The organism is Pseudomonas sp. SZ40 (genome assembly GCF_052958135.1).
On the sequence record NZ_JBQWIF010000001.1, the window covers coordinates 158703 to 183839 of the forward strand.

24 protein-coding genes and 2 pseudogenes are annotated in these 25137 nt (G+C 61.9%); 19 read left to right on the plus strand and 7 right to left on the minus strand.

Translation table 11 applies throughout. From position 1 onward, the window contains the following. Window positions 1-109 precede the first annotated feature (109 nt). From ACT9T4_RS00710 to ACT9T4_RS00725, 4 genes and pseudogenes are all read left to right on the plus strand, one after another. Window positions 110-1012: a LysR family transcriptional regulator gene (locus tag ACT9T4_RS00710; protein ID WP_499115033.1), complete on the plus strand. Its 903-nt coding sequence runs from the start codon at window positions 110-112 to the stop codon at window positions 1010-1012. 49 nt (window positions 1013-1061) lie between these two features. Then, window positions 1062-1514, plus strand: a complete 453-nt coding sequence (locus ACT9T4_RS00715) for an HIT family protein (protein ID WP_042551755.1) — start codon at window positions 1062-1064, stop codon at window positions 1512-1514. Window positions 1515-1876: 362 nt separating this feature from the next. Continuing rightward, complete coding sequence (locus ACT9T4_RS00720) at window positions 1877-2773, plus strand: formate/nitrite transporter family protein (RefSeq protein ID WP_042551754.1); 897 nt, start codon at window positions 1877-1879, stop codon at window positions 2771-2773. A gap of 3 nt (window positions 2774-2776) precedes the next feature. Beyond that, window positions 2777-2997: pseudogene (locus tag ACT9T4_RS00725) on the plus strand (helix-turn-helix domain-containing protein); the annotation flags it as partial. A gap of 25 nt (window positions 2998-3022) precedes the next feature. Here ACT9T4_RS00725 and ACT9T4_RS00730 read toward each other — a convergent pair. Both ACT9T4_RS00730 and ACT9T4_RS00735 read right to left on the minus strand, forming a co-directional pair. Beyond that, window positions 3023-3484: pseudogene (locus ACT9T4_RS00730) on the minus strand (IS5 family transposase); the annotation flags it as partial. Between the two features lie 308 nt (window positions 3485-3792). Then, window positions 3793-4107, minus strand: coding sequence for a hypothetical protein (locus ACT9T4_RS00735; RefSeq protein WP_499115034.1), 315 nt, complete (start codon window positions 4105-4107; stop codon window positions 3793-3795). A 230-nt stretch (window positions 4108-4337) separates the two neighbouring features. Here ACT9T4_RS00735 and ACT9T4_RS00740 point away from each other — a divergent pair, with 230 nt between their 5' ends. Next, the gene (locus ACT9T4_RS00740) at window positions 4338-4694 is read left to right on the plus strand and encodes a response regulator (protein WP_042551752.1); all 357 of its coding nucleotides are present in this window, start codon (window positions 4338-4340) and stop codon (window positions 4692-4694) included. Window positions 4695-4700: 6 nt separating this feature from the next. On the opposite strand, the gene ACT9T4_RS00745 is transcribed toward ACT9T4_RS00740, so the two are convergent. After that, window positions 4701-5831, minus strand: coding sequence for an HWE histidine kinase domain-containing protein (locus ACT9T4_RS00745; RefSeq protein ID WP_042551751.1), 1131 nt, complete (start codon window positions 5829-5831; stop codon window positions 4701-4703). A gap of 505 nt (window positions 5832-6336) precedes the next feature. Further along, window positions 6337-6600: a DUF2790 domain-containing protein gene (locus tag ACT9T4_RS00750; RefSeq protein ID WP_499115035.1), complete on the minus strand. Its 264-nt coding sequence runs from the start codon at window positions 6598-6600 to the stop codon at window positions 6337-6339. 239 nt (window positions 6601-6839) lie between these two features. Between ACT9T4_RS00750 and ACT9T4_RS00755 the strand changes: the two genes are divergently transcribed. The 3 genes from ACT9T4_RS00755 (at window position 6840) to ACT9T4_RS00765 (ending at window position 9545) form a co-directional block, all read left to right on the plus strand. After that, window positions 6840-7532: a heavy metal response regulator transcription factor gene (locus ACT9T4_RS00755; RefSeq protein WP_499115036.1), complete on the plus strand. Its 693-nt coding sequence runs from the start codon at window positions 6840-6842 to the stop codon at window positions 7530-7532. An 11-nt stretch (window positions 7533-7543) separates the two neighbouring features. Beyond that, window positions 7544-8956, plus strand: coding sequence for a heavy metal sensor histidine kinase (locus tag ACT9T4_RS00760; RefSeq protein WP_499115037.1), 1413 nt, complete (start codon window positions 7544-7546; stop codon window positions 8954-8956). A 292-nt stretch (window positions 8957-9248) separates the two neighbouring features. Then, entirely contained in the window at window positions 9249-9545 is a 297-nt protein-coding gene (locus ACT9T4_RS00765) for an antibiotic biosynthesis monooxygenase (protein WP_042551747.1), read from the plus strand. Window positions 9546-9979: 434 nt separating this feature from the next. On the opposite strand, the gene ACT9T4_RS00770 is transcribed toward ACT9T4_RS00765, so the two are convergent. Beyond that, complete coding sequence (locus ACT9T4_RS00770) at window positions 9980-10258, minus strand: hypothetical protein (RefSeq protein ID WP_499115038.1); 279 nt, start codon at window positions 10256-10258, stop codon at window positions 9980-9982. Between the two features lie 542 nt (window positions 10259-10800). Here ACT9T4_RS00770 and kdpF point away from each other — a divergent pair. The 6 genes from kdpF to ACT9T4_RS00800 are packed head-to-tail and all read left to right on the plus strand — an operon-like array spanning window position 10801 to window position 18582. Further along, on the plus strand, window positions 10801-10890 hold the full coding sequence (gene kdpF / locus ACT9T4_RS00775; RefSeq protein WP_082045652.1) for a K(+)-transporting ATPase subunit F: 90 nt from the start codon (window positions 10801-10803) through the stop codon (window positions 10888-10890). Window positions 10891-10895: 5 nt separating this feature from the next. Then, entirely contained in the window at window positions 10896-12590 is a 1695-nt protein-coding gene (gene kdpA, locus ACT9T4_RS00780) for a potassium-transporting ATPase subunit KdpA (protein ID WP_042551745.1), read from the plus strand. Between the two features lie 12 nt (window positions 12591-12602). Next, entirely contained in the window at window positions 12603-14651 is a 2049-nt protein-coding gene (gene kdpB, locus ACT9T4_RS00785; RefSeq protein ID WP_042551744.1) for a potassium-transporting ATPase subunit KdpB, read from the plus strand. A gap of 10 nt (window positions 14652-14661) precedes the next feature. After that, on the plus strand, window positions 14662-15255 hold the full coding sequence (gene kdpC / locus ACT9T4_RS00790; protein WP_231570098.1) for a potassium-transporting ATPase subunit KdpC: 594 nt from the start codon (window positions 14662-14664) through the stop codon (window positions 15253-15255). Continuing rightward, the gene (locus tag ACT9T4_RS00795) at window positions 15252-17894 is read left to right on the plus strand and encodes a DUF4118 domain-containing protein (RefSeq protein WP_042551743.1); all 2643 of its coding nucleotides are present in this window, start codon (window positions 15252-15254) and stop codon (window positions 17892-17894) included. The genes kdpC and ACT9T4_RS00795 overlap by 4 nt, the downstream gene beginning before the upstream one ends. After that, the gene (locus ACT9T4_RS00800; RefSeq protein WP_179538869.1) at window positions 17887-18582 is read left to right on the plus strand and encodes a response regulator; all 696 of its coding nucleotides are present in this window, start codon (window positions 17887-17889) and stop codon (window positions 18580-18582) included. The genes ACT9T4_RS00795 and ACT9T4_RS00800 overlap by 8 nt, the downstream gene beginning before the upstream one ends. Window positions 18583-18682: 100 nt before the next feature. Here the strand turns inward: ACT9T4_RS00800 and ACT9T4_RS00805 are convergent, their stop codons facing one another. Next, window positions 18683-19177, minus strand: a complete 495-nt coding sequence (locus ACT9T4_RS00805) for a P-loop nucleotide/nucleoside kinase family protein (RefSeq protein WP_042551741.1) — start codon at window positions 19175-19177, stop codon at window positions 18683-18685. A gap of 54 nt (window positions 19178-19231) precedes the next feature. Then, the gene (locus ACT9T4_RS00810) at window positions 19232-19588 is read right to left on the minus strand and encodes a winged helix-turn-helix transcriptional regulator (RefSeq protein ID WP_042551740.1); all 357 of its coding nucleotides are present in this window, start codon (window positions 19586-19588) and stop codon (window positions 19232-19234) included. A gap of 105 nt (window positions 19589-19693) precedes the next feature. Between ACT9T4_RS00810 and ACT9T4_RS00815 the strand changes: the two genes are divergently transcribed. From ACT9T4_RS00815 to phnX, 5 genes are all read left to right on the plus strand, one after another. Continuing rightward, window positions 19694-20401: an SDR family NAD(P)-dependent oxidoreductase gene (locus tag ACT9T4_RS00815; RefSeq protein WP_042551853.1), complete on the plus strand. Its 708-nt coding sequence runs from the start codon at window positions 19694-19696 to the stop codon at window positions 20399-20401. Window positions 20402-20543: 142 nt separating this feature from the next. Then, window positions 20544-21407: a LysR family transcriptional regulator gene (locus ACT9T4_RS00820; RefSeq protein ID WP_042551739.1), complete on the plus strand. Its 864-nt coding sequence runs from the start codon at window positions 20544-20546 to the stop codon at window positions 21405-21407. A 122-nt stretch (window positions 21408-21529) separates the two neighbouring features. Further along, the gene (locus ACT9T4_RS00825; RefSeq protein ID WP_499115039.1) at window positions 21530-22570 is read left to right on the plus strand and encodes a putative 2-aminoethylphosphonate ABC transporter ATP-binding protein; all 1041 of its coding nucleotides are present in this window, start codon (window positions 21530-21532) and stop codon (window positions 22568-22570) included. Continuing rightward, a complete protein-coding gene (locus ACT9T4_RS00830) occupies window positions 22570-24279 on the plus strand; it encodes a putative 2-aminoethylphosphonate ABC transporter permease subunit (RefSeq protein WP_499115040.1) in 1710 nt (569 codons plus the stop codon). Before ACT9T4_RS00825 ends, ACT9T4_RS00830 begins: the two co-directional genes overlap by 1 nt. Window positions 24280-24296: 17 nt before the next feature. Beyond that, window positions 24297-25124 (plus strand): phosphonoacetaldehyde hydrolase, encoded by an 828-nt coding sequence (gene phnX / locus ACT9T4_RS00835; RefSeq protein WP_499115041.1) that lies wholly within the window; start codon window positions 24297-24299, stop codon window positions 25122-25124. Window positions 25125-25137: the final 13 nt, after the last annotated feature.

Here is a 25137-nt window from a genome sequence, read left to right on the forward strand (position 1 = left end):
GAATGCACTATTCAATTTATCGTTGTAATTCGACGAAATTGGCTCGATATAATTATGTAAATGTCTCCCGCTTGCATGGCTGCCCGAGCGCACTGGTTGAAGGACTCGAATGAATCTGCCCCACAGTTTCGATGGATTACCCGAATTTCTGGCGGTCGCCAGGCGGTTGAGCATCAGCAAGGCTGCGTTCGATATCGGCAAGACACCGGGTGCGGTAAGCCATGCATTGCAGAAGCTTGAGCAGCGGCTTGGCGTTCCGCTCTTTCACCGCACCACGCGCAAGGTGTCCCTTACCGAGGCCGGTGAGGAACTGCTGCACAAAGTCGAGCCTGCCGCCCTGGCCATCTCGACCGGGCTGGAAGATGCCGCGCAGTCGGCCAAGGCTCCCTCGGGTACCCTGCGGCTCATCGTCGAGCGTCTGGCCTTGCCGCATGTCATCGAGCCTCTGCTGCCTGCCTTCAGAGAAGCGTGGCCCAATCTCAATCTGGAAATCACCGTCAGCAACCGCCACGAGAACTTCGTCTCCGAGGGCTATGACGCAGGCATCCTGATCGGCTCGTACATCGCCCAGGACATGATCGCGGTACGGCTTTGCAAACCCTTCCAGTGGGCGGTCTTCGGTTCGCCGGCGTATTTTCGGGCTAACGGCAAGCCGCAATCGACCAGCGATCTGGTGCGCCATCAGTGCATCCGCTTTCGGCGGCCCGAGAAAGGCGACATCTACCGCTGGGAGTTCGTCGAGAATGGCTCGACCGTGAGGATCGATCCGGCGGGCTCGATCACCGTCAACGACGGTGAACTCATGCGTAGCCTGGCGGTTCAGGGGGCGGGGCTGATCTACTCATCGACGTTCCACTCCTCTCGCGAGTTGGCCGCAGGCACCCTGGAGCCCGCGCTCCTCGAGTGCTCGCCGGGCAACGACGGCCTGTTTCTGTATTTCTCGAGAACGGCCAGGAACCAGCCCAAGCTAAGGGCGTTCATCGAGCTGTGCGGCCAGGTACTGAAAATCTGACGGCGTTCGGCTACTTTGGGTTGCGACCCGCCACCATCGAGGAACATGCATGTCTCTGATTTCGCAGCGAGTGGAACTGGCACGCCATGGAGCCAACGACAAGGTCATCTGCCGAATGGCCTCCGGCTGGGCAGTCATGGGCGACGTGCAGTTTCTGCCTGGATACTGCCTGTTGCTGCCCGACCCTGTCGTTCCCAGTCTGAACGATCTGGATACCGAGGCGAGAACGCGTTATCTGCTCGACATGGCTCGAATTGGCGATGCCGTGCTGCAGGCGACCGGAGCGCTTCGCATGAACTATGAAATTCTCGGTAATACCGAGCCAGAGCTGCATTGCCATATTTTTCCTCGTTACTCTTCGGAACCGGAGGAAAAGCGCAAGATGCCGGTGTGGTTCTACGATTGGAAAGCGGCTACACCTTTCACCGAGCAAGCGCACGGTGCGTTGCGTCGGCAGATCGCTCAGTTGCTCGCTGAATCATGCTGGCGCCCGAAAGAGTGATCGCTTGCCTGAGTATTCGCATTGGTTCCGACATCTATTCGGATCCCTCCGACACCTATTCGCACACGCCGACAGTTCGCTTTGCCGACGCCCTGAGATATCCAGTCACTGACTCGCAGTTCCAAATGGCCTCTCGCTGATGACTGCTACCGGCCAGAACAGCCGCTCGGTTGTCTCTACAAAACAAGGGGCGATTCAATCTACGAAACTAAGGTCTATTGACGTTTCACGCACGGCTGCGCCGTAGCCCATTTCGCCGCGAGGCAAGGACGCCTTCATCACGGCAGAACGACAGCGGGCGCCGCAGGTCTGAATCCTCAGACAGACGGGCCTCCGTCGTTCCACCCGTGAAGGTAACTGGTATGCAAGAACAAGCAGACGGCAAGACCCCCGGCCTGTCAGCCGAAGAAGAGCGCGAGATCGATGAGAAGCTGCCGCCGCGGGCGGCGGTGTTGCATGAAACCATCAGGATCCAGGGCGACCATGAGCTGGAACGCAGCATCGCAGCATTATGGTGGTCGGCGCTGGCCGCCGGGCTGACCATGGGCCTGTCGCTGATGGCCATGGGTTTGTTCCGCTCTCGGTTGGGCCCCAGCGATGAAAGTCATGTGATCGCCAGCCTCGGTTATTCGGCAGGCTTTCTGGCGGTGATCCTCGCCCGTCAGCAACTGTTTACGGAAAACACCCTGACCGCCGTGCTGCCGGTGATGAGCAAGCTGACCCTGAACAATGTCGGGCGACTATTGCGTCTTTGGGGCGTGGTGCTATGCGGAAACCTAGCCGGCACCCTGCTGGTGGCTTGGGTGATGCTGCGCCTGCCGATTTTCGATGCCCAGACCGACCTGGCGTTTCTGGAAATCGGCCGTAAGGTGATGGAAAACGACGTGTCCAAGATGCTTGCCAAAGGCATTATCTCGGGCTGGATGATCGCCACCATGGTGTGGATGATCGCCTCGATGGAAAGCGCCAAGATCGCCATTATCGTGATGATCACTTACCTGATGGCACTGGGTGACTTCACCCATATCGTGGTTGGCTCGATAGAGGTGTCTTATCTGGTGTATGCCGGTGAAGTGAGCTGGGGCGATTTCTGGCTGGTGTTTGCGGGGCCTACCCTGGCCGGCAATATCATCGGCGGCAGCTTTATCTTTGCCCTGCTCAGCCATGCTCAGATCCGCAGCGAGCGTGACGTGATTGCCAAGCGCGAGCGCGACAAGCAGAAGTTGCTGGAGGAGTTGCGCCGCAATCGCAAGGACTGACCGTGCAAGATCGCCAAAGGCCTCAAGGTCGGTGGCCGCTTTTCTCGAAGTCGAGTCTTCGAAGGCGTCGCACTGATGCCGGCGCGCACCAGCAATGCCTGGTCAATGTTGGTGGCGCGTTCGTCAGCAGAGCGCTGTGCCCATTCGATATCACGCGCCAATCGAAACGCTACGCACTGCGCCTCGCGCCGCTGGGCGAAGAACAAACTGAAGGCCATGCCCCGCACTGCATGCCAGGGCCTGCTGCCGTTACATGGGCAACCATAAAAAGGCACAGGCCATGGCCACCGCGCTCTCGTAATTTCTCTTGAGCTTGTCGAATCGAGAGGCCACCGCCCGGCAGTGCTTCAGCCGGGCGAAGGCGTTTTCCACCAGGTGGCGATTTCGGTACAGACCTCTGTCCAGATCCGCGTTGCCTTTCACAGAGTTACGCTTGCTCGGGATCACGGCCTTTGCCCCTTGTCGCTCAACCTGCTCTCGGATTCTCTCGCTGTCATAGCCCTTATCCGCAACGATGGTTTCTGCCGCCGGGAGTTTGGAAATCAATGCGGGTGCCTGAGTACAGTCATTGATTTGGCCTCCCGTGATTTCAAACTCGATGGGTAAGCCATGGGCGTCCACTGCCAGATGAATCTTGCTGGTATTACCGGCTCGGCTTTTCCCTATGGCTTCATCATTTGCGCTGCCAGCGCCTGCGCTGTGCTGGTGAGCCGAATCCAGCCGGTCGGCCACAGGCAGAAACCGGCCAAGAGCAGCCGATCATGAGGGGCCGCTAACGGCTAGTCGATTTTAGAGTCAGTTCTGAACGCCTGCTTGGCGCTGTGCGCATACTGGGTGAAGCACTGCAGAGGCCGAAGCCCCTAGTGACGAACCATGCGAAAGCCTGTCGGTTTTGCGTGCGGCTGAATGGCGACGGCCGATGCGAACGCCTGACGGTTTTCATGCGAATACTCACTTGCCGCCGGCCATGAATGAAAAAGCCCGGCAACCGGGCCGGGCTCTCTACTGACTCGCCTGCGTTACATCGGCCTGCTTGAAGCCTGAGCTCGCTTTATATCCAGCTCGGACCTATTGCCGTCGAAGTCTTCAGGCTCCACTGCGGGGGCCTCGTCCGGCAGCGAGGTGGGCTCGCTTTCGGTACCGGTGCCGGGGTCCAGCTCTTCATCCTCGTCGTCGCCAAGCTCTTCCCCCGGGCGCTGCATCTGCATATGCGTCTGAGCTACCGCCTGCAGCTGCCATTGCTGGCGGGAGCCGTCTGCGAACGCCTTGGGGGCGGCGTAGCCCGGGTTGCCCTGATAATGAGCCGTGCCATCTTTCAGATTGATAACTTTCATGGCGGTGTACCTCGAATGAGGCCAAAGAGTTGGCCTCATCGAATCTGAGCAGGGCAGGGGCACGAGGTTCAGGCTAAACCCGTGACCACCGGGCGGATCGATGACTGCCTGCACGTCCCAGCGCAGCGGCCCCGTGGCCCGATTCGCGGCGGGTGACCACCCGTCCACTTTATGAGACGTCCCGCTGCATGCGTACCCTAATTTCTATCGAATAAAAACGGGCCAAGCACATGACCTTCACCGTACTGCTCGCCGAGGATGAACAGATCCTTCGTGATCTTCTCGTCGAGCTGATCTCTCCGTTGAGCCTGGACGTGATTCAGTGTGCATCGGCTGACGAGGCTCTGGGACACCTGGAGCACAAGGCCGTGGACCTGTTGCTGAGCGACATTCGCATGCCTGGGCATCTGGACGGCTGGGAGCTGGCTGAAATCGTCTGGGTTCGCTGGCCCGAGTTGCCGGTGATACTGACATCCGGCCATATGCAGGTAACGGCCCAGCAGATGCCGGAAAACTCGGTCTTCATTCCCAAACCCTGGAAGCTGGACGTGCTGTACGACGCCGTGGAGCATTGCGTCGAACGCTGACAGAGCTCAGAGCGCCAGGCTCTCCAGCTCTTTCTCCTGACCCAGCCTGCTGGTCAGTGGTGCCGTGATCCTGCAGGTGAAACCTGACGCCTCGTAAGACAACTCGGCGGCGCCGTCGAAGGCGTTGCGCAGGCTGCCGGTGATCATGGTCGTCCCGTAGCCCTTGCGCGAAGGCGGCTTCACGGCAGGTCCGTTGCTTTCCGCCCAGTTGAGCGTGAAGGTAGCGCCCGCCATGCCATGCTCCGTCGCCCAGCGCACGTGCAGCACTCCGCCAGGCTGCGACAAGGCGCCATATTTGGCTGCATTGGTCGCCAGCTCGTGGATCACCAGCGCCAAGGCCGATGCGGCTTCACCCGCAAGCACGATAGGGGGGCCGGAAAACAGAATGTCGTAGTCCGCGCAGTAGGGCGAAAGCACGTTGCGCAGTAGCGTGGAGAGCTCCACTTCCTGGGCATCCATCGCCAGGGAATGAGCGCGCTGCATCATCACCAGCCGTTCATCGAGCACCTTTCGGAATTGCCGAGGTTCCGGGTGGCCCCTCATCGTCATGATGGCCACACCGCCGATGGTCGCGAAGAGATTTCTCATTCGATGGTCCATCTCGCCGATCAGGATCTGCGTGGACTCCTGGGTGCGGCTGTAGATGCAGATCTTGGCGCACAATGCTGACGCCAGTTGCAGGAAGGCCCGCTGATCCGGGTTGGGTGGCGACCCCAGCGGATGGATGACGGCGAGGCTGCCTTGCACCAGGCCCTCGATGCTCATCGCGGGTATGGAAAGCATGGCCTCGAGGCCATGTTGGCGAAACAGCTCCTTCCACTCGGCCGAGAACCGCTCGTCGCTCGCCACCTCGGGCACTTCGACGATACGGCCGGTCATTATGGCCATGCCGCAAGAGCCTCGCTTACCGGTAATGCGGTTGTTGACCAGGCTGTTGCTGAACTCCAGCGGCAGGCCGGGGAAGACCGACAGACGAAACGTATTCCCAGGTTTGTCCAGCACGTTGATGCCGATCACCGTACCGGGGAGCTCCGCCTGCAGCGATACCGCGAACTCTCTGAGCAGCGGCTCGACGGGAGCGCCGGCGGACATGACGTCCAGCGCGCGTTCGCTGAAGCGGGAAAGGAATGTACGCATCGTCGTGCGTCCTCTAGCGGGAGGCCGAGAAGTATCCCACCGGCAATGATCTACCGCCAATTTTCTGTTTTCCGGTCCACGACCAATGGTAGCCGAGTGGGCTTGTGAGGCATGCCATGTACCGTCCTGGCAGCCCAGTGAGCTCGGCCGGTTTTGGCGCGAGCGAATTGCCTTGCCTAGGCGAGTGGTCGTGATCCAGCATCTGCTAACGGCCTGTGGGCGCGGGCCGTAGCGATGGGCGCGGATATCGTGGAGCGCTTGCAGGCGCATTTTGGGCTGCTGATGCCGGGTAGCGCTCTGCAAATGGCCGCCCGGAGGTCATCGGCGTGACGACTTGGGCCAGTTAGCTGAAACCTGACCAGTGGAGATGGCTGATGGCAGTCCTTTGCCTGGGCTGGAGTTCAACAGCGGCCTTGCAAACATCATCCGAGTGAGCGCAAGTCAATCCGGAGGATTTAAAAGGTTGAGGCGAAAAGTCAGCGCTTATCGACACGACGTGTTCGACTCAATTGTCTGGACACCCAGGGCCCGCGTTGAGTTGATTGTAACGCAGGCTATGACGATCTCCCTGGTCATCCTCATAGTTCATGGTCACCGGTACGAGACCGCAAGTCTTGGCCGTGTCAGTAATGGAAATAACCCTGGCTATGTTCAGGTTCATGCCATATCGGTACTGGTTGTCGCTGGAATGATTGTGCGTAGCGCGATTTTCAGCCATTGCGACAGTGAAAGGGAGCAGAGCGACAAAAGCGATTGCGATGGTTTTCATATGCGGTCTCTCATTATCGGAGGAAGTTATTAAAGTCAGGTCTGCCAGATGAGAAATGCCTGGCTGGATATCAGAGTAGAAATGATCCGCTGTCACTTGCATGACCAGTGAATAACATTTTTGTCAGGAAGGATTTAGTTGGTTTCTGACAGAAATGTCAGCCAGGCGTCAGCGTTCTGTTGGTCGCCAATCGTATGATGAATGCAGACATATTGGCCTAGGCCAGACGGGTGAGATACATGAGGCTACTGCTGGTCGAAGATGAGGAAAAAACGTCCTCGTATATAAATAGAGCGTTCAGTGAACTGGGCTTTACCGTTGACGTTGCGTCCTCGGGAACTGTAGGCCTGCACCTTGCACTCGAATATGACTACGATGCAGTCGTTCTGGATGTAATGCTTCCCGGTATGGATGGTTACAGCGTTCTCGAAAGTCTACGCATGAGCAAGCAGACTCCCGTCCTGATGTTGTCTGCGCGAGGCTCGGTGGACGAACGAGTGAAAGGCCTGAGACATGGTGCGGACGACTATCTGCCTAAACCATTTTCCCTGATAGAACTCGTTGCACGTATCCAGGCCCTACTGCGTCGACGGCCGAGCGACGGGGCCGATATTACCCAGTTGCAGATACATGATCTGCATCTTGATCTATTGGCGAGGAAAGTATCGCGGGCGGGCGAGCGCCTGGAACTGACAGCCAAGGAGTTTTCCTTGTTGAGTCTTCTGGCCAGGCATCAAGGGCAGATTCTCTCGAAAATGATGATTGCGGAGCAGATCTGGGACATGAACTTCGACAGCGATGCAAACGTCGTCGAAGTTGCAATAAAACGGCTCAGAGCCAAGGTTGATTCTCCCTATGAAATGAAGCTGCTGCATACCGTTCGAGGCATGGGTTATGTTCTCGAAGTACGTCCAGAGCGTCAGTCCGCTTAGAGTTATATCCGATGATCAAGAACTCAGTATCTGGCCGCCTGGCTTTGATGTTTGCCGTTGCCTCCGTATTGATCGCGTCGGTGTTCGGTATTTCCTTGCGAATGTCGCTTCACCAGTCGCTGCAGAGTCAGATGCATAACGAGCTGTTGTTCAGGGAGTCGCTCATGAAGCCCTGGATAAGTGCTCGCACCAATCATGATGGCTGGCAGGCCATCGCGACTAAGGTGACCGACTTGTCTGCCGCGGAAGGCGGGCGGGTTCAATACTGGATATTGAGTGAAGACTCGTCATACCGAGTGGGCGGCATGCCAGTTGCCGATGTTGATTTAGCCGCTCTGCCAGGCGGTTTCAGTCAGGTGCCAGGTCTACGCGAGGAGTCCTGCGCGCTTTACCTGCTGATCTCGGATATCCCGGCTCGTGGCGATCGCCCTGCGCTCAGGTTCGTTGTCGCAATAGATTCAACCCCGTATATGGGGACGTTGAGCGAGTTCACCCGTGCGCTTCTGTTCATCAGTGTCTTCGGTGTTGTATTGGTCGCTTTGTTAGGTTACTTCATTTCCAAAATCGGAATGCGACCGGTCAGCAGTCTCAGTGATCAAGCGCAGCGCCTCGCGCCAGGAAAGTATGGGCAGCGGTTGGATGCATCCATTCTTCCTCAGGAATTGAAGAACCTGGCTGCTTCGTTCAATGGCGTCCTCGAACGGCAGGAGATCGCGTGGATGCAACTGGAAAGTTTCAATGCCGATGTCGCTCACGAATTGAGAACGCCGCTAACCAATCTCATCGGCCAAACGCAATTGGCCCTCTCGCGCGAGCGAGAGACCCATGAGCTCGTGGAGTTGCTGGAGTCCAATCTGGAAGAACTCGAGAGAATGACCTCTATCGTCAACGATATGCTTTTTCTCTCTCACGCGCAGTCCGGGGAACACGCAACGCAGCTCAAGGAAGTCTCCTTGAGTGAGGAGGCGTACAAGACCGTCGAATACGTGGAGCCTCTCTTCCAGGAAAACAGGAATGTGGTCGTCATCAAGGGCGATGGCAGCGCGTGCATCGACCGCCGGCTGTTCCATCGTTCGCTGGCCAACCTTCTGGACAATAGCGCCAGGCATGCGACTCCTGGCACTACGGTAACGGTTTCCATACGGATGCAGGTCAACATGGCCGTCGTTGCCGTCGCCAACCATGGAGAGCCAATAGCTGAGGAGCACTTGAAGCGTCTGTTCGAGCGGTTTTATCGGGTGGACTGCTCACGTTCCAGAAGTGATACGCACCATGGGCTGGGGCTGTCGATAGTGAAGGCCGTGGCCACCATGCACAGCGGCGAAGTGTTCGCCAGCAGCCAGGATGGGATCAATACCTTTGGCTTCACCTTGGCGGTTGGTCACGTCGGCACGAAAGAGGCGATGGATCCCGAATTCAGCTAAAGCTCGCTGGCTTCGATTTCCGCGCTCTCTGTTATCGGGGCCGCCCAATTGTGAGCGGATCCCCTCGTATACACCCCTGCCTGTTGAATCCGGCGACGCAGAGTTGAAACTCGCCACTCCAATGTTTGTTTTACCCGTGTCGCCCTAACGCGTTGCTGGAAGATAAGGATCACTCGCTGGTTGTTTGTCTTGAGGAACTCGAAGTTCTTGCCAAGTTGGGCGTCTGTTCGCGATCGCCCTATGTCGAACCATTTATCTCGATATGCCGTGCTAATGCTAAGGAGATGATGCCATGACCATTGAAGCCGTGACGACTGTAAAGATCAGAGCCAGGGAAGTGGACTCGAAGAAAGTCGAAGATCAATTAGCCATGGGGGCTGCTGTTCTTTCACGTGCGGCAGGATGTCTGAATTGCTTGTATACGCGGAGATTTTCAAGGTCGCCCGAGTGGATATTGAGCACGTACTGGGTCGACCGAGCGTCCATGGCTGAGAACATGAGCTCACATCAGATGCAGGATTTCATCAGGGATATCTATGAGTGTTCTCTGGAAGTTGACTTTCGTTGTTTCGTTGCTGATGGCAAGTGAGCAGGCCCGGGGCCAATGGGGCCCGTCGGACTGCCTGGTAACGCTGGGGGCATGGCATTTCTCTTAACAGAAAGATCGTTTTCACAGGGCATTTTCAGCTCTAGATTCAACAGCCCTTGCTGCCCGTATCTATGAGCGCTCCGCGGTCTAGGGTTCCGCGCCTTGCCTGGAAGAGAGTCCAACCGCCCACGTTCTTGTGAGCATCACTGTCATAGTCGTTGCCGACCATGACAGCGATAATTTAACGATCAGACATAACCACGGCACCTCATTGCATCTGGAGCCAGGCCGCCGGCTCATATCAGGGCACGCTGCCGCTGTTTGACGTCTCATTTTCTCTGCTGAATCGCCGAGCTTGAACGCAGTGACTTACTGCTCAGCTAGATCGACAGGCCGTAGTGGCTGTTGTAGAGGGGATGGTCTTTTCTCCTCCGCTAAGCATGGCCACTACCTCCTTGCGCCTCGCACAGCGCCTGGCGATAGAGCACCACCATCTCTTCGAGCAGGTCCTTTGCGAACAGCGCTGCGGCGTGCACTAGCAGGCCCTCGGGGTGTTCGCCTTTCTTGCGGATCAGTTCGTCGAATACGTCGGCCAGCAAACTGGCACGCAGTTCGGCGTCACCCTGGGTATCGCGAGGGGGTGGTGGGCAGATTTTGGGAATGGGGCTTTGCCGTCTGGGGAAACGAATGACCGGGCTGCGTGGTTCAGCCATGGCGCACCTCCTGGCTGGAGGCGAAGGGTGTCAGTGTGCAGGCAGGGCGGTGCCCTGGCGTAAAAGCTGGATGGCGCATTTTCCTTATGCTCCTCGGACAGTTAGAAGCACCACCAATGCCGTTTCGACCCGGGAATGGTGGCGAACCGTACGGGGGTCGAAATACCGGCGTCCGAGGGAACCGGCCAGGCAAAAGCCTGCCCCGCACGGTCCGCCATAGAAATGCAGCAGCCCGGCGCAATAAGCACCTGCCGCGCATCTATGAACACATCCGTGCCCTCAGACAACTCGGGTTTCGACTCCCGGTCACGGGATATACCGTGACCGGCGCACTCTAGCTCGAGGGTTACGGGATGGCAACCTGCACGGCGTGATGATTGTTCTGCGCAGCCTGACAGCCGCCAGCGGCCATAACAGGATTCTTTCGACGTCAAAAATACGGATTCTTTACATCCCGGCAGCGGTTTCGGAATCGATTCTTTACGCCTGTCCCACCGAGAATTTTCACACCGCGGAATGGGTCCGCATCCAAGGAGTGAAAGATGAACCTTCTCGATGGGCTATCGCTGCTCATGGTCGCAGGCCTCTTCGTCTATCTGCTGTTCGCGCTTCTCCGTGCCGGAAAGGAGTGAGCGTCATGTCCCTACAGGATTTCCTTCTGCTTCTGGCTTTCTTCGCGCTGGTGCTGTTGCCGGCACCCTTGCTGGGCAAGTTCATCTACCGGGCCATGGAGGGGCAGCGCACCTGGTTGCGGCCCCTCTTCGAACCAGTGGAAAAGTGCATCTACCGCTGCGCCGGCATTCGCCCGGAGCAAGGCCACAGCTGGAAGCAGTACGCCGGCGCCGTGGTGATCTTTTCCGCAGTCAGCTTGCTGGTTCTGTTTCTTCTGCTGGTCGCCCAGGGCGTGTTGCCGCTCAACCCTCAGGGCATGCCGGGTATCGAGTGGACGCTGGCCTTCAATACCGCCGCGAGCTTCGTGGGCAATACCAACTGGCAGGCCTACAGCGGCGAGGCCACGATGAGCTACCTGAGCCAGATGGCCGGCCTGACCGTTCAGAACTTCGTCAGCCCCGCCGTTGGCCTCGCCGTGCTGGTGGCGCTGGCACGTGGCATCGGGAGCCGCTCGGCGCAGAGCCTGGGCAACTTCTGGGTCGATCTGACCAGGGCGACACTGTATGCACTGCTGCCCCTGAGCGTGGTGCTCGCGCTGTTTCTGGTCTGGCAGGGCGTGCCACAAACCTTCGATGCCTACGCCAGCGCCGTGACCTTGCAAGGGCAGGAGCAGAGCATTCCCCTCGGGCCAGCGGCCAGCCAGATCGCCATCAAGCAACTGGGCACCAACGGTGGTGGTTTCTTCGGCCTGAACTCGGCGCATCCGTTCGAGAACCCGACCGTGTGGAGCAACCTGTTCGAACTGGTGTCGATTCTGCTGATTCCCGCCGCCTTGCTGTTCACCTTCGGGCACTACGTCAGGGACCTGCGGCAGAGCCGTGCCCTGCTGTCGAGCATGCTGATTCTGTTCGTGCTGGGCCTGGGCGTCGCGCTGTACGCCGAGTACCAGCCCAACCCGGCATTCGCCCACTTGCCGGTGGAGCAGGCGGGCTCCCTGGAGGGCAAGGAAAGCCGATTCGGTGTCGCCGCGTCCGTGCTCTGGGCTGCCGCCACCACCGCTGCCTCCAACGGTTCGGTCAACGCCATGCACGACAGCCTGAGCCCGCTGGCCGGGATGGTCGCGATGCTCAACATGATGCTCAGCGAGGTGATCTTCGGTGGAGTAGGGGCGGGGCTCTACGGCATGCTGCTGTTCGTGCTGATCGCCGTGTTCCTGGCGGGTTTGATGATCGGCCGCACGCCCGAATACCTGGGCAAGAAACTCGATGCCCGGGAAGTGCGTCTGCTGGTCGCGACCCTGGTGGTGATGCCCATCGGCGTACTGGTTTTCTCGGCCCTGGCCGTGAGCCTGCCGGGGCCAATGGCATCGATCAGCAACCCGGGGCCCCATGGCTTCAGCCAGGCGCTCTATGCCTACACCTCGGCCACGGCCAACAACGGATCGGCGTTCGGTGGTTTCAGCGCCAACACGCCATTCCACAACCTGATGCTCGGGTTGGCGATCCTGCTTGGGCGCTTCGGCTACATCCTGCCGATTCTCGCCATCGCTGGCAGCCTGGCGGCCAAGAAGCAGGCGCCCACCGGCCCCAACAGCTTCCCGACCCATGGTCCGTTATTCGTCACGCTTCTGACCCTGACCATCCTTCTGGTTGGCGGCCTCACCTTTCTACCAGCGCTGGCGCTCGGCCCCATCGCCGATCACCTCAGCTCAGCCCTGTAAGACGGAGCGAACATGAACGTGCAAAGTCAGGCGCCGCTGCGCGCCACTCCTGTCGCCACCAGCCTTCAGGCATTGTGGCGGCCGGCATTCAAACAGGCCTTCATCAAGCTGGACCCACGCCAGTTGATACGTTCGCCGGTGATGCTCACCGTCGAGCTGACTGCCGTGGTGACGACGGTGCTCTGCGTCATCCCGAACCAGGCGGTGAGCCCCTGGTTCACCCTGCAGATCGCCTTATGGCTGTGGTTCACCGTACTGTTCGCCAACTTCGCGGAGGCGCTGGCAGAAGGGCGCGGCAAAGCCCGCGCCGATAGCCTGAAATCCGGCAGCGAAGGGCTTACCGCGCGCTACATGACGGCGCACGGCTACTTCGAGCAGGTACCGGCCAGCCGGCTGCGCAAGGGCGATGTGGTACGCGTCGACGCGGGTGAGCTGATCCCCGGGGATGGCGAGGTGATCGAGGGCGTCGCCGCGGTCAACGAGGCGGCCATTACCGGTGAGTCGGCCCCGGTGATTCGTGAGTCCGGTGGGGACCGCTCGGCCGTGACCGGCAACACCCTGGTGGTATCGGACAGCCTGACGATTCGCATCTCCGTGAACCCGGGCGAGTCCACCCTGGACCGGATGATCGCCCTGGTGGAGGGCGCCAAACGGCAGAAAACCCCGAACGAAGTGGCCCTCGACATTCTGCTGATCGGCCTGACCCTGATTTTCCTTCTGGTGGTCGCCACCCTGCAGCCATTTGCCCGCTACGCCGGTGGTGATCTGCCTCTGGTCTACCTGGCGGCCCTGCTGGTAACGCTGATCCCGACCACCATTGGCGGGTTGCTGTCGGCGATCGGCATCGCCGGCATGGACCGCCTGGTACGCCTGAACGTGATCGCCAAGTCCGGGCGTGCGGTCGAGGCCGCTGGCGACGTGCACACGCTGCTGCTGGACAAGACCGGCACCATCACCTTCGGTAATCGCCGCTGCAGTGCCTTGTTCAAGGCACCTGGCGTCACCACGCCGGAGCTGGCGGATGCCGCGCTGCTCGCTTCGCTTGCCGACGACACGCCGGAAGGCAAGTCCGTGGTGGAGTACCTGCGAGCGCTGCATCCGATGCAGGAGCCTGCGCGTACCGATCTGCAGGCGGTGCCGTTCAGCGCCGAAACGCGGCTGTCGGGGGTGAACTGGAACGGCATGCAGTACCGCAAGGGCGCCGTCGATGCGGTGCTGAACTGGCTGGCCATGAGCCGGGCCGATATGCCCGAGGTGCTTGCCCGTGAAGTGCAGCAGATCGCGCAAAGCGGTGGCACGCCTTTGCTGGTGGCGAGCGACGGCAGGCTGCTGGGCGCCATCCACCTCAAGGATGTGATCAAGCCCGGCATTCGCGAGCGCTTCGCCGAGCTGCGGCGCATGGGCATTCGCACCGTGATGGTCACCGGCGACAACCCGCTGACCGCTGCGGCCATCGCCGCCGAGGCAGGCGTCGACGATGTGATCGCGGAAGCCACGCCAGAGAAGAAACTGCAGCGCATCCGCAGCGAACAGGCAGACGGCAAGCTGGTTGCCATGTGTGGTGACGGCGCCAACGATGCACCGGCACTGGCGCAGGCCGATGTCGGGCTGGCCATGAATGACGGCACCCAGGCTGCCCGCGAAGCGGCCAACCTGGTGGACCTGGACTCCGACCCCACCAAACTGCTGGACGTGGTGCAGGTCGGCAAACAGTTGCTGGTCACCCGCGGTGCGCTGACCACCTTCTCGGTGGCGAATGACGTCGCCAAGTACTTCGCCATTCTGCCTGCACTGTTCGCAGGCATTCATCCGCAGCTTGGCGCCCTGAATCTCATGCAGTTGCACAGCCCGCAGAGCGCGATTCTGTCCGCCATCGTGTTCAACGCGCTGATCATCGTCGTGCTGATTCCGCTGGCCCTGCGTGGCGTGCACGTGCAGGCCGCGGATGCCGCCAGCCTGCTGCGCCGCAACCTGCTCATCTATGGTCTGGGCGGCATCGTCGCGCCCTTCATCGGCATCAAACTCATCGACCTGCTGCTGGTCGCTCTGGGACTGGTTTGAGGGCTCTCGCATGAACGACATGAATGTTTCCAATCGCTGGTTTTCCCACCTGCGCCCGGCTGTGGCGATGCTTGCCCTGCTGACGCTGGTCACCGGCGCGGCTTACCCGGTTTTCGTCACCGTCATTGCCCAGAGCCTGTTCGCCCACCAGGCCAACGGCAGCCTGATGCGGGACGACAGTGGCGCCGTGCGTGGCAGCTGGCTCATCGCCCAGCAGTTCGACGGGCAGCAGTGGTTCCAGTCGCGCCCGTCTGCGGGAGGTTTCGCCACCGTGGCCAGCGGCGCGAGCAACCTGTCGCCCAGCAACCCGGCGCTCGCCGAACGGGTGGCGGCGGATACCAGCCGTTGGGGGGCAACCGAGCAGCGCCGCGTTCCCCTGGCGCTGGTGACCACCTCCGGCAGCGGCCTCGATCCGCAACTGCCGCTCGCGGCGGTTCTCTATCAGGTCCCTCGCGTTGCCGCCGCACGGGGCATCACCGCGGAGGCACTGCAACGGCAGGTCGAGAGCATGGTGCAGCGTTCGCCAATCGGCCCGGCGCTGGTGAACGTGCTGGCACTCAACGCATCCCTGGCCGGGCTCGGCGCCGAGGTCGAGGTGCCATGAACAGCACCCAGCGAGCGGACGCGCTGCTGGCCGACCTTCCCAGGGAGGGGCGCGGCCGGCTGAAGGTCTTTCTGGGCGCGGCGCCTGGCGTGGGCAAGACCTACGCCATGTTGCAGGCTGCGCGCAGGCAGCTGGAGCTCGGCGTCGATGTGCGGGCTGGCATCGTCGAGACCCATGGGCGCAGCGAGACCGCCGCGTTGCAGGCGGGCATTCCCCAGCAGCCGGCGCGCGCGGTTGCGTACCGTGGCCTGAACCTGGCCGAGCTCGATCTCGATGGGCTGCTCCAGGCGCGCCCGGCCCTGGCTCTGGTGGATGAGCTGGCCCACACCAACGCCCAGGGCAGCCGGCACGCGAAGCGCTGGCAGGATGTTCAGGAGTTGCTCTGCGCGGGCATCGACGTCTACTCGACCATCAACGTTCAGCACCTGGAAAGCCTCAACGATCAGGTTTTCGAGATTACCGGCGTGCGGGTGCGGGAAACCGTGCCGGACTGGATCATTCAGGATGCGGACGAGATTCTGCTTATCGACCTGCCACCCAGGGACCTGCTCGAACGCTTGCGCGAGGGCAAGGTTTACGTGCCGGACCAGGCGCGAGCCGCCATCGAGGCGTTCTTCAGCCAGACCAACCTGACGGCGCTGCGTGAGTTGGCGATGCACACGGCCGTGGCGCGGGTCGATGCCGAGCTGGATCGGCGCACGCTGCACTCCGGTGAGGTTCTGCCGGCGGTCAGGGGGCGGCTGCTGGTCGGCATTCAGGGCGATGACTGCGCCCAGGCTCTGGTGCGCCATGCCTGCCGCGTTGCCGACCGCCGCCACTTGCCGTGGTCGGTGGTGCATGTGGACGATGGGCGGGCGGTGGATGACCGCTGGCGACAACGCCTGCAGCAAGCCTGTCAGCTTGCCGAGCGTCTCGGTGGCGAGGTGGTGACCCTGCGTGGCGAACCGGCGAGAAGCCTGGTGGAGCACGCCCGCGAACGCCGCGCCAGCCTGATCCTGATCGCCCGTGGCAGGCCGCGGCCCGGTTGGCGGCGCAACCTCTGCAGCCGGCTTCTGGCTCTTGGCGAAGGGTTGGAAATCAACGTGCTCGATGTGGCCGCCAAGGCACCCACCGCCCGGCCATCGGCCGCGCCGAAGATCGTCTGGAGGCACTACCTGCTGGCCGCGCTGGTCAGCCTCGGCGCCACCCTGGCAGCCATGCTGCTGACCCTGTTTCTCGAATTGCCCAACGTTTCCCTGGTGTTTCTTTCCGCCGTTCTGGTGGTCGCCGTGCGCAGCAGCCTCGGCCCGGCCCTCGTCTGTGCGGTGCTGTCATTCATCGCCTACAACTGGTTCTTCATCGAACCGCTGTATTCGCTGACCATCGATCGCCAGCAGGATGTGCTTTCGCTGTTCTTCTTTCTGTTCATGGCCACGCTCAGCGGCAACCTGGCTTCTCGGCAACGGCGTCAACTGCAGAGTCTGCGGGAAACCCAGGGGGAAACCATTGCATTGCTGGAGCTGTCGCAGCGCCTGGCCGCCGCCACCGATCGCAAGGCGGTCATCAGTGCGGCCCAGCAGCATCTGCAGGAGCGCCTGCCAGTGGAGGTGCAGATCCTCGATCGCGGTACCGGGCAAGCGTGGCTGAGGGAGACGGGCGGGCCAGCGGACCTTGGCGAACGCGATGCCGCTGCCGCCGATTGGGCCTGGCGCCATTACGAGCCTGCCGGCCTCGGTACCGACACACTGCCTGAGTGCGTCTGGTGGTGGTTCCCGTTGACCGCTGAAGATGGCCCGCTGGCGATGCTCGGTGCACGCCCGCGCGACGGCTCCGTGTTCCCGGCCCCGCAGCGCCGCAAACTCACCGCGCTGTGCCAGCCCATCGCCCAGGCACTGGCCCGTGCACGGCTGGCCGAGGAGCTGGAGGCAGCCCGTCTGCACGGTGAGACCGAGCAACTGCGCAGCTCCCTGCTCGCGTCCGTTTCCCATGACCTGCGGACCCCGCTGACCTCCATGCGCGGCTCCATCGACACCCTGCTGACGCTCGGCGCGGCCATCCCTGCGGCGGATCGTATCGAACTGCTCGAAGGCACCCGGGACGAAGCCGAGCGCCTGGATCGCTACATCCAGAACCTGCTCGACATGACCCGGCTCGGCCACGGTGGCCTGAAGCTTTCCAGAGACTGGGTCGCCCCCAGTGATATCGCCAGAAGCGCCCTCAATCGCCTGCGCCAGGTGCTGAGCGGGCTGGACGTTCAGGTCGACATCCCCAGTGCACTGCCGCTGTTGCACGTACACGCCGCGCTCATCGAGCAGGCGCTGGTCAACGTTCTGGAGAATGCCGCACGTTTTTCACCCGAGGGCGGGCAGGTCCGGGTGAGGGTATTCAGCGACGCTCAGGAGCTGGTATTCGCCGTCAGCGATCAGGGCCCCGGCATTCCGTCGAGCGAGCGCAGGCAGATCTTCGACATGTTCTACACAGCAGCGCGAGGTGACCGCGGCGGCAAGGGAACCGGCCTGGGGCTGGCGATCTGTCAGGGCATGCTGGGCGCCCACGGCGGCCACGTCGAGGTGTCTGACGGGCCTGGCAACCGCGGTACCACCTTGTCTCTGCACCTGCCCATGGCCCCGGCGGTCGAGAGGGATGGCAATCATGAGTGAACGACCGCGCATTCTGGTCATCGACGATGAAAAGCAGATTCGCAAGCTGCTCAGGATCAGCCTGGCCACCCAGTCCTGGGAGGTGCTGGAGGCCGCTACGGGGGAAGCCGGGCTGGCACTCGCGGCCACCCAGTCGCCCCATGTCATCGTCCTCGATCTCGGCCTGCCGGACATGGATGGCCATGACGTTCTGGAAGCGTTGCGCACCTGGTCGACCCTGCCGGTTCTGGTGCTCTCGGTGCGCAGCGACGAAGAGCAGAAGGTCAGGCTGCTCGACAGCGGCGCGAATGATTACGTCACCAAGCCCTTCGGCATTCAGGAGTTTCTCGCGCGGGTCAGGGCGCTGTTGCGTCACTCGCCAGGCGAGCTGGTGGTACAGCCTAGGGTGCACGCGGGGCCGCTGTGCATCGACCTGGCGACACGGCTCGTGACCCTGAATACCGGCGAGGTCAGCCTGACCCGCAAGGAGTACAGCGTGCTCGAGCTGCTGGCCCGCAACCCTGGCCGGGTGGTGACCCAACAGCAGCTGCTGCGAGACGTCTGGGGCGCCAGCCATCTCGAAGACAGCCACTACCTGCGCATCGTGGTCGGCAAGCTGCGCCAGAAGCTGCACGACGAACCGAACGACCCCCACCTGATCCGGACGGAGCCCGGCATCGGCTATCGCCTCATGGCGCAGGCCTGCTGAACGCTGAGGGGGCTGCGGGCCAGGCTGCCTGCCGTGCAGGCCATGGCACCGATGAACCGCGCTGGGCAGATGGGAAGCCCTTGACTGTCTCGTGGTTGCCCTAGAGCTGGCGGGTGATCATCGCCACCGACTGCTCAGGGGAGGTCAGCGCCGTGTCTATCAGCAGCGCATCACCCTGCCAGGGCTCGTAGTCGTGATCCAATACCGACTGCCAGGTGGGTGGGGTCAGGCCGGGGATATCGATGGCTCTGCTTTCCACCCGGCGCCGGTGCTCGTCTCTGTCGGAGCAGATGACCTGAACGTCGAGCAGGCGAGTGCCAGCCTGCGCGGCGATAGTGGCCCACGCCTGGCGGCTCTCGGCGACCGGATTGACGCAGTCGACGACGACCCGGTTGCCGAAGCGCAGGTTGCTCAGCGCCAGCTCGTTGGCGACCAGGTAGCCGCTGCGCCCCACGTCTGCCGCCAGCACCTCGGCCTCTCTGATCGCCTGCTCGATGCTGTCGATGCGCAGGTACAGCGCACCCAGCCGTTCGACGAGGCGCCGTGCCACGGTGGTTTTCCCGGTACCCGGGAGGCCGCTGAATACGATCAGCATCGGATGTCCTCTGTGGATGGTTCGTGCCGGCCCAGTCGGTTGTTTGTCGTGCGCCTACTCCGGCAAGTACTGCGCCCTCGCGGCCTGCACCTTTTCATGATTATCCAGCGCCCAGAGCGCCAGCGCGCCGAGGTGGGGTAGCAGGCTTTGGCCCAGCGCGGTCAGTTCATAGGACACACTGGGAGGCTTGGTGGGAAAAACCGTTCGGCTTAACAGGCCGTCCTGTTCGAGGCTGCGCAGGGTCTTGGCAAGCATGCGCCGGGAGATCTGCGGTATCGCTCTGGCCAGCGCCGAGAAGCGCAGCGGCCCTTCGTCCAGCGCGCAGAGTATCAGCGAGCTCCAGCTGTCGCCGACGCGATTGAGCAGCTCTCGCACGGGCTTCTGAATGGCCTCGTCGCCATAGAACTTCATGCAGATGGTTACTCCGGAGTAACAACGTGACTGGAAAAACCCGTCTTGTGGGCCAGACAGCATGACGGTTATACAGGGTTACCAACGATAACCATGGTGCAACGCGTGAAAAAAGTCATCGCGATATTCGGTGCTGGTTCTGGCCTCGGCGCATCCGTCGCGCAGCGTTTCGGCCGCGAGGGCTATGCCGTTGCGCTTGTCGCCCGGCGGCGCAACAACCTGGAGAGCCTTGCCGACGAGCTGCAGGGCAGAGGAATTACCGCGCTACCGTTCACTGCCGACCTTGGCCAGTTGAACGAGGTGGCGCCGCTGATCGAAGCGATCAGATCCACCCTGGGACGCATCGACGCCATCTACTACGCCCCGGCATCCACCGAAGCGTTTTTGCCCGCTTCGCAAATGACCGTCGAGATGATGCGCACCCGCACGGACTACCTCTTTCTGGGGCTGGTTGCCGTGGTCAACGAGGTCTTGGCCGACTTCAGGCAACACGGGGAGGGTGCCGTGCTCGCCGGTTTCGGCGGCTCCGCTGCGCAGGGCATCGCGTTCATGTCCGGGCCCGCGCCGGCCCAGGCAGCGGCACGCAACTACCTGATGTCCCTGCATGGCGAGCTGGCGCAGGAAAATATCCACGTCGCCATGGTGACCATCTCTGCGGTCATCGAGGGCAGTGCCTACCACCTGAGTGTCGAGAGCAGCGAGTCCGATGCCCCGGACGACTTCGAGATGCCGGTGGTCGATCCCGATGTACTGGCCGAGCAACTCTGGGAAGCGGCCAACGGGCGAGGCGAGGTGGAGTTCGTGGTTCCCTGATGTGTTCAGGGGGACTGACGTTTCAGCAGCGTTCACGCCTCGCAATGTGGCAATGGCCTTTTGCGGCTTTGCCGGCGTACCATTCTCGTTCCGTTAACCAGGCGGCCTGAATTGGCTTCCGCCCCGAGGCGCCACATCGGACATGCTATCTGCCGAGCTCAAGTCCTTCCACATGGTCGCCCGTCTGGGCAGCATCACCCATGCGGCGAAGAAACTCGGTCTCAGCCAGCCTACAGTCACTACCCAGATTCGCAATCTGGAGGCGCAGTATGGTGTCGAACTGTTCTACCGAGGTGGGCGGCGGTTCACCCTGAGTGAGGATGGCGCGCGCCTGCTGCCGATGGTGCAGGCACTGCTGCAGCAAGAAGCCGATATCGAATTCTACCTGCGCAATTGCGGCCAGGTGCAGGGCAGCCTGCGCATCGCCGCGACCGCTCCCTATTACGTGCTCGACCTGGTCCGGCGCTTTCGCGAGCGCCTGCCGCAGATCCAGGTGACGCTGGAGATCGGCAATTCACTGCAAGTGATCGAGGCGCTGGAAGAGTATCGAGTCGATCTGGCCGCCTCCTCACAGCTGGAAGAGGATTCGCGCTTCACCCGTTTGCTGCTCGGCGAGGACCCTCTGGTACTGGCCGTGCACCGCAGCCATGCGCTGGCCAACCACAAGAGTTTGCCGCCCTCGGCGCTGGCCGGGCACTGTCTGTTGATGCGCGAAGTGGGTTCGACCACGCGCCAGCTCACCGAGCAGATGCTGCGTGAGGCCGGTGTCGCCTTGGGGCCGTTACTGGAAATCGGCAGCCGCGAGTCGATTCGCGAGGCAGTGCTGCGCAATATCGGCATCAGTGTCATCGCCCGCCACGAGGTGCCGGACAATCAGGAACTGCGCGTCATCGCCCTGGATGGTGCGCCGCTGATCCCGGAATACCTCTACTGCCTGCGCGAACGCCGCCAGGCGCGTCTGCCGGCGGCCTTCCTGGCCATCGCCCGGGAATCCACCGACGCCTGATCAGGACCTTGTCTTCATAAAAACGCTGATAGCACTATCGGCGGCTTTTGCCCTACTGCCACAAAGCCTTCGCATGCCGACCCCAAGATGACACTCGTTCGATTCCAAACGAGGTTCCTGGCATGGCTACCGTCGACCTGCAACTGCGCGACATTCATAAAGGCTTCGGCACCTTCAAGGCGCTGGATGGCGTATCGCTGGACGTCAACGCCGGCGAGCTGGTCTGCCTGCTCGGGCCGTCCGGCTGCGGCAAGACCACGCTGCTGCGTTGCATCGCCGGCCTGGAGCGTCAGGAGCAGGGCAGCCTGCACTTCGCCGGGCGAGACGTTTCAGCGCTGCCGCCCCAGGCACGTGACTACGGCATTCTGTTCCAGTCCTATGCGCTGTTTCCCAACCTGACGGTCACCCAGAACATCGCCTATGGCCTGTCCGGCCGTGGGCGAGATGAGGTCCGCAGGCGCGTCGAAGAGATGCTCGAACTGGTCAGCCTGAGCGGCAGCGGGCACAAGTACCCGGCACAGCTCTCCGGCGGCCAGCAACAGCGTGTTGCATTGGCCCGCGCCCTGGCGCCGAGCCCTTCGCTGTTGTTGCTCGACGAGCCGATGTCGGCCCTCGATGCCCAGGTACGCGAGCACCTGTGCGGCGAGCTGCGCAGCCTGCAGCGCCAGCTTGGCATCACCACCCTGATGGTCACTCACAATCAGGAAGAGGCCATGTTGATGGCCGACCGCATCGCGGTGATGAATCAGGGGCGGATCGAGCAGTACGCCACCCCAAAAACCATCTACAAAGCACCGGCAACGCCTTTCGTTGCCGAATTCGTCGGCCAGGGCAACTGGTTACCATTCGAGCGAGATGGTGGTCATGCCCGTGTCGGCCAACTGAGCATACGTCTGGCAGACACCGGGCAGGGAGCGGGCGGGCGCCTGTTCTGCCGACCCGAAGCGATCCTGATCAACCCTGAGCTCGAGCAGGACAACCTGTTCCCGGCGCATATGCGCGAGCTCACATTCCTCGGCAATCGCTGCCGCCTGAGCTTCGAACTGGACGATCTGCCGGGCCATGCACTATTGGCCGAAATGGCTCCCGAAGCGCTGCCTAATTTGCACGGCAAGCAGATTCGCGTGGCCTTGCCGCCGCGCAGCCTGCAGGTGTTCGCCTGATGGAACAGGTCGTGACGGCGCAGCGTGTAGCGAAACTATCGCAGCGCTCGACGGATACCGCCGACCGGCTGTTCGTATTGGGCGGGCAATGGCTGTTGCTGGTGCTTCTGGTGCTGGCCGTGCTCCTGCCCTTGCTTGCCATGCTCTGGCGTGGGCTGGCAGGCGATCCGGGGCAGGGCGGCGGCCTGGCGGCTGCTGGAGAGCTATTCGGCAGTGCCAATTTTCGCTGGCTGCTCGGCAACAGCCTGACCAGTGCCCTGGCTGTGGTGATGATCGTGCTGCCACTGGCCTATGGCTTCGCTTACGGTCTGCTACGCACCTGCCTGCCGGGCAAGGGACTATGGCGCGGCATATCGCTGCTGCCTCTGCTGGCGCCCTCGATGTTGCCGGGTATCGCTTTGATCTACCTGTTCGGCAATCAGGGCATGCTGCGTGACTGGATACCTGACAGCATCTACGGCTTCTGGGGCATCGTGCTGGGCCAGGCCATCTACACTTTTCCCCATGCCCTGATGGTGTTGCTCAGCGCTTTGGCGCTGGCTGACGCCCGCCTGTTCGACGCCGCTTCGAGCATGGGCGCCTCGCCCTGGCGCGCTTTTCGCAGCATCACCTGGCCAGGTAGCCGGCAAGGGGTCTTCGCCGCTGGCTGCCTGGTGTTCACCCTGTGCATCACCGACTTCGGCGTGCCGGTGGTGGTCGGTGGCGACTATCAGGTGCTGGCGCTGGAAGCCTACAAGGCGGTGCTCGGCCAGCAGCAGTTTGGCCGTGGTGCTCTGATCGGGCTGTTCCTGCTGCTGCCGGCACTGTTCAGCTTCGCCGTCGACTTCTGGTTGCGCCGCCGTCAGCGCGATGCCATGGGCGGTCGTGCCCAGGTTTATCACCCCCAGCCCCGGTCGGGTCGCGACAGCGCCTTTCTGCTGCTGGTGTTACTGGTGTGTACGGTTCTGCTCGGCGTGTTCGGCATGGCGGTGTACTCGTCGCTGGTCAAATTCTGGCCCTACGACCTGTCGCTGTCGCTGCACAACTACGCGTTCTCGGATCTGCCCGGTGGCTGGCTGGCCTATCGCAACAGCCTGTTGCTGGCGACTGCCACGGCATTGTTCGGCAGTGTGCTGATCTTCACTGGCAGCTACTTGCTGGAAAAGACTCGGCAAAACCCGCTGACCCAGGTGCTGCGCCTGCTGTGCTTCATCCCTATGGCCGTGCCCGGATTGGTGCTCGGGTTGGGCTACGTCTTTTTCTTCAACCTGCCGGCCAATCCGCTGCATGGGCTTTATGGCAGCCTGGCGCTGCTGGTGGTGTGCACCGTGGCGCACTTTTTGACCACTGCGCAGATGAGCGCAGCCGCCGCGCTGCGCCAGCTCGACGGCGAGTTCGAGTCCGCAGCGCTGTCGTTGAAGGTGCCGCTGCTGCGCCACTTCCTGCGGGTTACGGTGCCGATCTGCCTGCCGGCGCTGCTGGATATCGTCCGCTATCTGTTCGTTTCAGCGATGACCACCGTCTCGGCGGTGATCTTCCTCTACAGCCCGGACAGCGTGGTGGCGTCCGTCGCCGTGCTGAACATGGACGATGCCGGCAACGTCGGCGGTGCCGCCGCCATGTCGACCCTCATTCTTCTCACCTCCGCCAGCGTATCGCTCCTGCTGGCCTGGGCTTCGCGCGGCTTGCTGCGAAGCTCCCAGGCCTGGCGTGCTGCGCCTGGCCTTTGATCTCCCGGAGCATCCATATGCGCTACCAGCACCCCGATCATCTGCAGGCCGTTATCCTCGACTGGGCGGGTACCGTGGTCGATTTCGGCTCCTTCGCCCCTACCCGCATCTTCGTCGAGGCGTTCGCCGAGTTCGACGTACAGATCAGCCTCGCTGAAGCTCGCGGCCCCATGGGCATGGGCAAGTGGGATCACATCCGTACCCTGTGCGACCAGCCCGCTGTGGCTGAGCGCTTCCAGACGCGTTTCGGGCGCCTGCCGAGCGATGCCGACGTGACCGCCATCTACGAGCGATTCATGCCTCTGCAGATCGCCAAGGTCGGTGAGCATTCCGCGCCGATTCCCGGTGCTCTGGACGCTGTGGCGACCCTGCGTGGACGGGGCCTGAAGATCGGCAGCTGTTCAGGCTACCCGAAGGTCGTCATGCAGCAGGTCGTCGAACTGGCAGCGGCCTCTGGTTATTGCCCGGACCATGTCGTGGCTACCGATGAAGTGCCTAAGGGCCGCCCGAGCCCTGCTCAGGCACTGGCCAACGTGATCGCTCTGGGGCTCGACGACGTGGCCGCCTGCGTCAAGGTCGATGACACCGAGCCCGGCATTATCGAGGGCCGTGGGGCCGGCATGTGGACGGTGGCACTGCGCTTTTCAGGCAACTTTCTGGGCCTGACCTGGGAGCAATACCAGGCGCTGCCCGGCGAGCGCCTGGAGACCGAGCGTCAGCGTATCGATGCGTTGTTCGCCGCTAGCCAACCCCATTACCTGATCGACACCCTGGCCGATCTGCCGCCGGTCATCGATGCCATCAACGCGCGTCTGGCTCGCGGCGAAAGCCCGCAAAGCTGCTGAGTCCGTCTTCCCC

Bases quoted from the DNA above. Each gene is read 5' to 3' on its own strand.
- phnX (WP_499115041.1), top strand. From the start codon at position 24,297: ATGCGCTACCAGCACCCCGATCATCTGCAGGCCGTTATCCTCGACTGG.
- kdpC (WP_231570098.1), top strand. From the start codon at position 14,662: ATGAACGACATGAATGTTTCCAATCGCTGGTTTTCCCACCTGCGCCCG.
- ACT9T4_RS00820 (WP_042551739.1), top strand. From the start codon at position 20,544: ATGCTATCTGCCGAGCTCAAGTCCTTCCACATGGTCGCCCGTCTGGGC.
- ACT9T4_RS00755 (WP_499115036.1), top strand. From the start codon at position 6,840: ATGAGGCTACTGCTGGTCGAAGATGAGGAAAAAACGTCCTCGTATATA.
- ACT9T4_RS00805 (WP_042551741.1), bottom strand. From the start codon at position 19,177: ATGCTGATCGTATTCAGCGGCCTCCCGGGTACCGGGAAAACCACCGTG.
- ACT9T4_RS00830 (WP_499115040.1), top strand. From the start codon at position 22,570: ATGGAACAGGTCGTGACGGCGCAGCGTGTAGCGAAACTATCGCAGCGC.
- ACT9T4_RS00750 (WP_499115035.1), bottom strand. From the start codon at position 6,600: ATGAAAACCATCGCAATCGCTTTTGTCGCTCTGCTCCCTTTCACTGTC.
- ACT9T4_RS00765 (WP_042551747.1), top strand. From the start codon at position 9,249: ATGACCATTGAAGCCGTGACGACTGTAAAGATCAGAGCCAGGGAAGTG.
- ACT9T4_RS00715 (WP_042551755.1), top strand. From the start codon at position 1,062: ATGTCTCTGATTTCGCAGCGAGTGGAACTGGCACGCCATGGAGCCAAC.
- ACT9T4_RS00740 (WP_042551752.1), top strand. From the start codon at position 4,338: ATGACCTTCACCGTACTGCTCGCCGAGGATGAACAGATCCTTCGTGAT.
- ACT9T4_RS00770 (WP_499115038.1), bottom strand. From the start codon at position 10,258: ATGGCTGAACCACGCAGCCCGGTCATTCGTTTCCCCAGACGGCAAAGC.
- kdpF (WP_082045652.1), top strand. From the start codon at position 10,801: ATGAACCTTCTCGATGGGCTATCGCTGCTCATGGTCGCAGGCCTCTTC.
- kdpB (WP_042551744.1), top strand. From the start codon at position 12,603: ATGAACGTGCAAAGTCAGGCGCCGCTGCGCGCCACTCCTGTCGCCACC.
- ACT9T4_RS00735 (WP_499115034.1), bottom strand. From the start codon at position 4,107: ATGAAAGTTATCAATCTGAAAGATGGCACGGCTCATTATCAGGGCAAC.
- ACT9T4_RS00795 (WP_042551743.1), top strand. From the start codon at position 15,252: ATGAACAGCACCCAGCGAGCGGACGCGCTGCTGGCCGACCTTCCCAGG.
- ACT9T4_RS00745 (WP_042551751.1), bottom strand. From the start codon at position 5,831: ATGCGTACATTCCTTTCCCGCTTCAGCGAACGCGCGCTGGACGTCATG.
- ACT9T4_RS00810 (WP_042551740.1), bottom strand. From the start codon at position 19,588: ATGAAGTTCTATGGCGACGAGGCCATTCAGAAGCCCGTGCGAGAGCTG.
- kdpA (WP_042551745.1), top strand. From the start codon at position 10,896: ATGTCCCTACAGGATTTCCTTCTGCTTCTGGCTTTCTTCGCGCTGGTG.
- ACT9T4_RS00825 (WP_499115039.1), top strand. From the start codon at position 21,530: ATGGCTACCGTCGACCTGCAACTGCGCGACATTCATAAAGGCTTCGGC.
- ACT9T4_RS00710 (WP_499115033.1), top strand. From the start codon at position 110: ATGAATCTGCCCCACAGTTTCGATGGATTACCCGAATTTCTGGCGGTC.
- ACT9T4_RS00720 (WP_042551754.1), top strand. From the start codon at position 1,877: ATGCAAGAACAAGCAGACGGCAAGACCCCCGGCCTGTCAGCCGAAGAA.
- ACT9T4_RS00800 (WP_179538869.1), top strand. From the start codon at position 17,887: ATGAGTGAACGACCGCGCATTCTGGTCATCGACGATGAAAAGCAGATT.
- ACT9T4_RS00760 (WP_499115037.1), top strand. From the start codon at position 7,544: ATGATCAAGAACTCAGTATCTGGCCGCCTGGCTTTGATGTTTGCCGTT.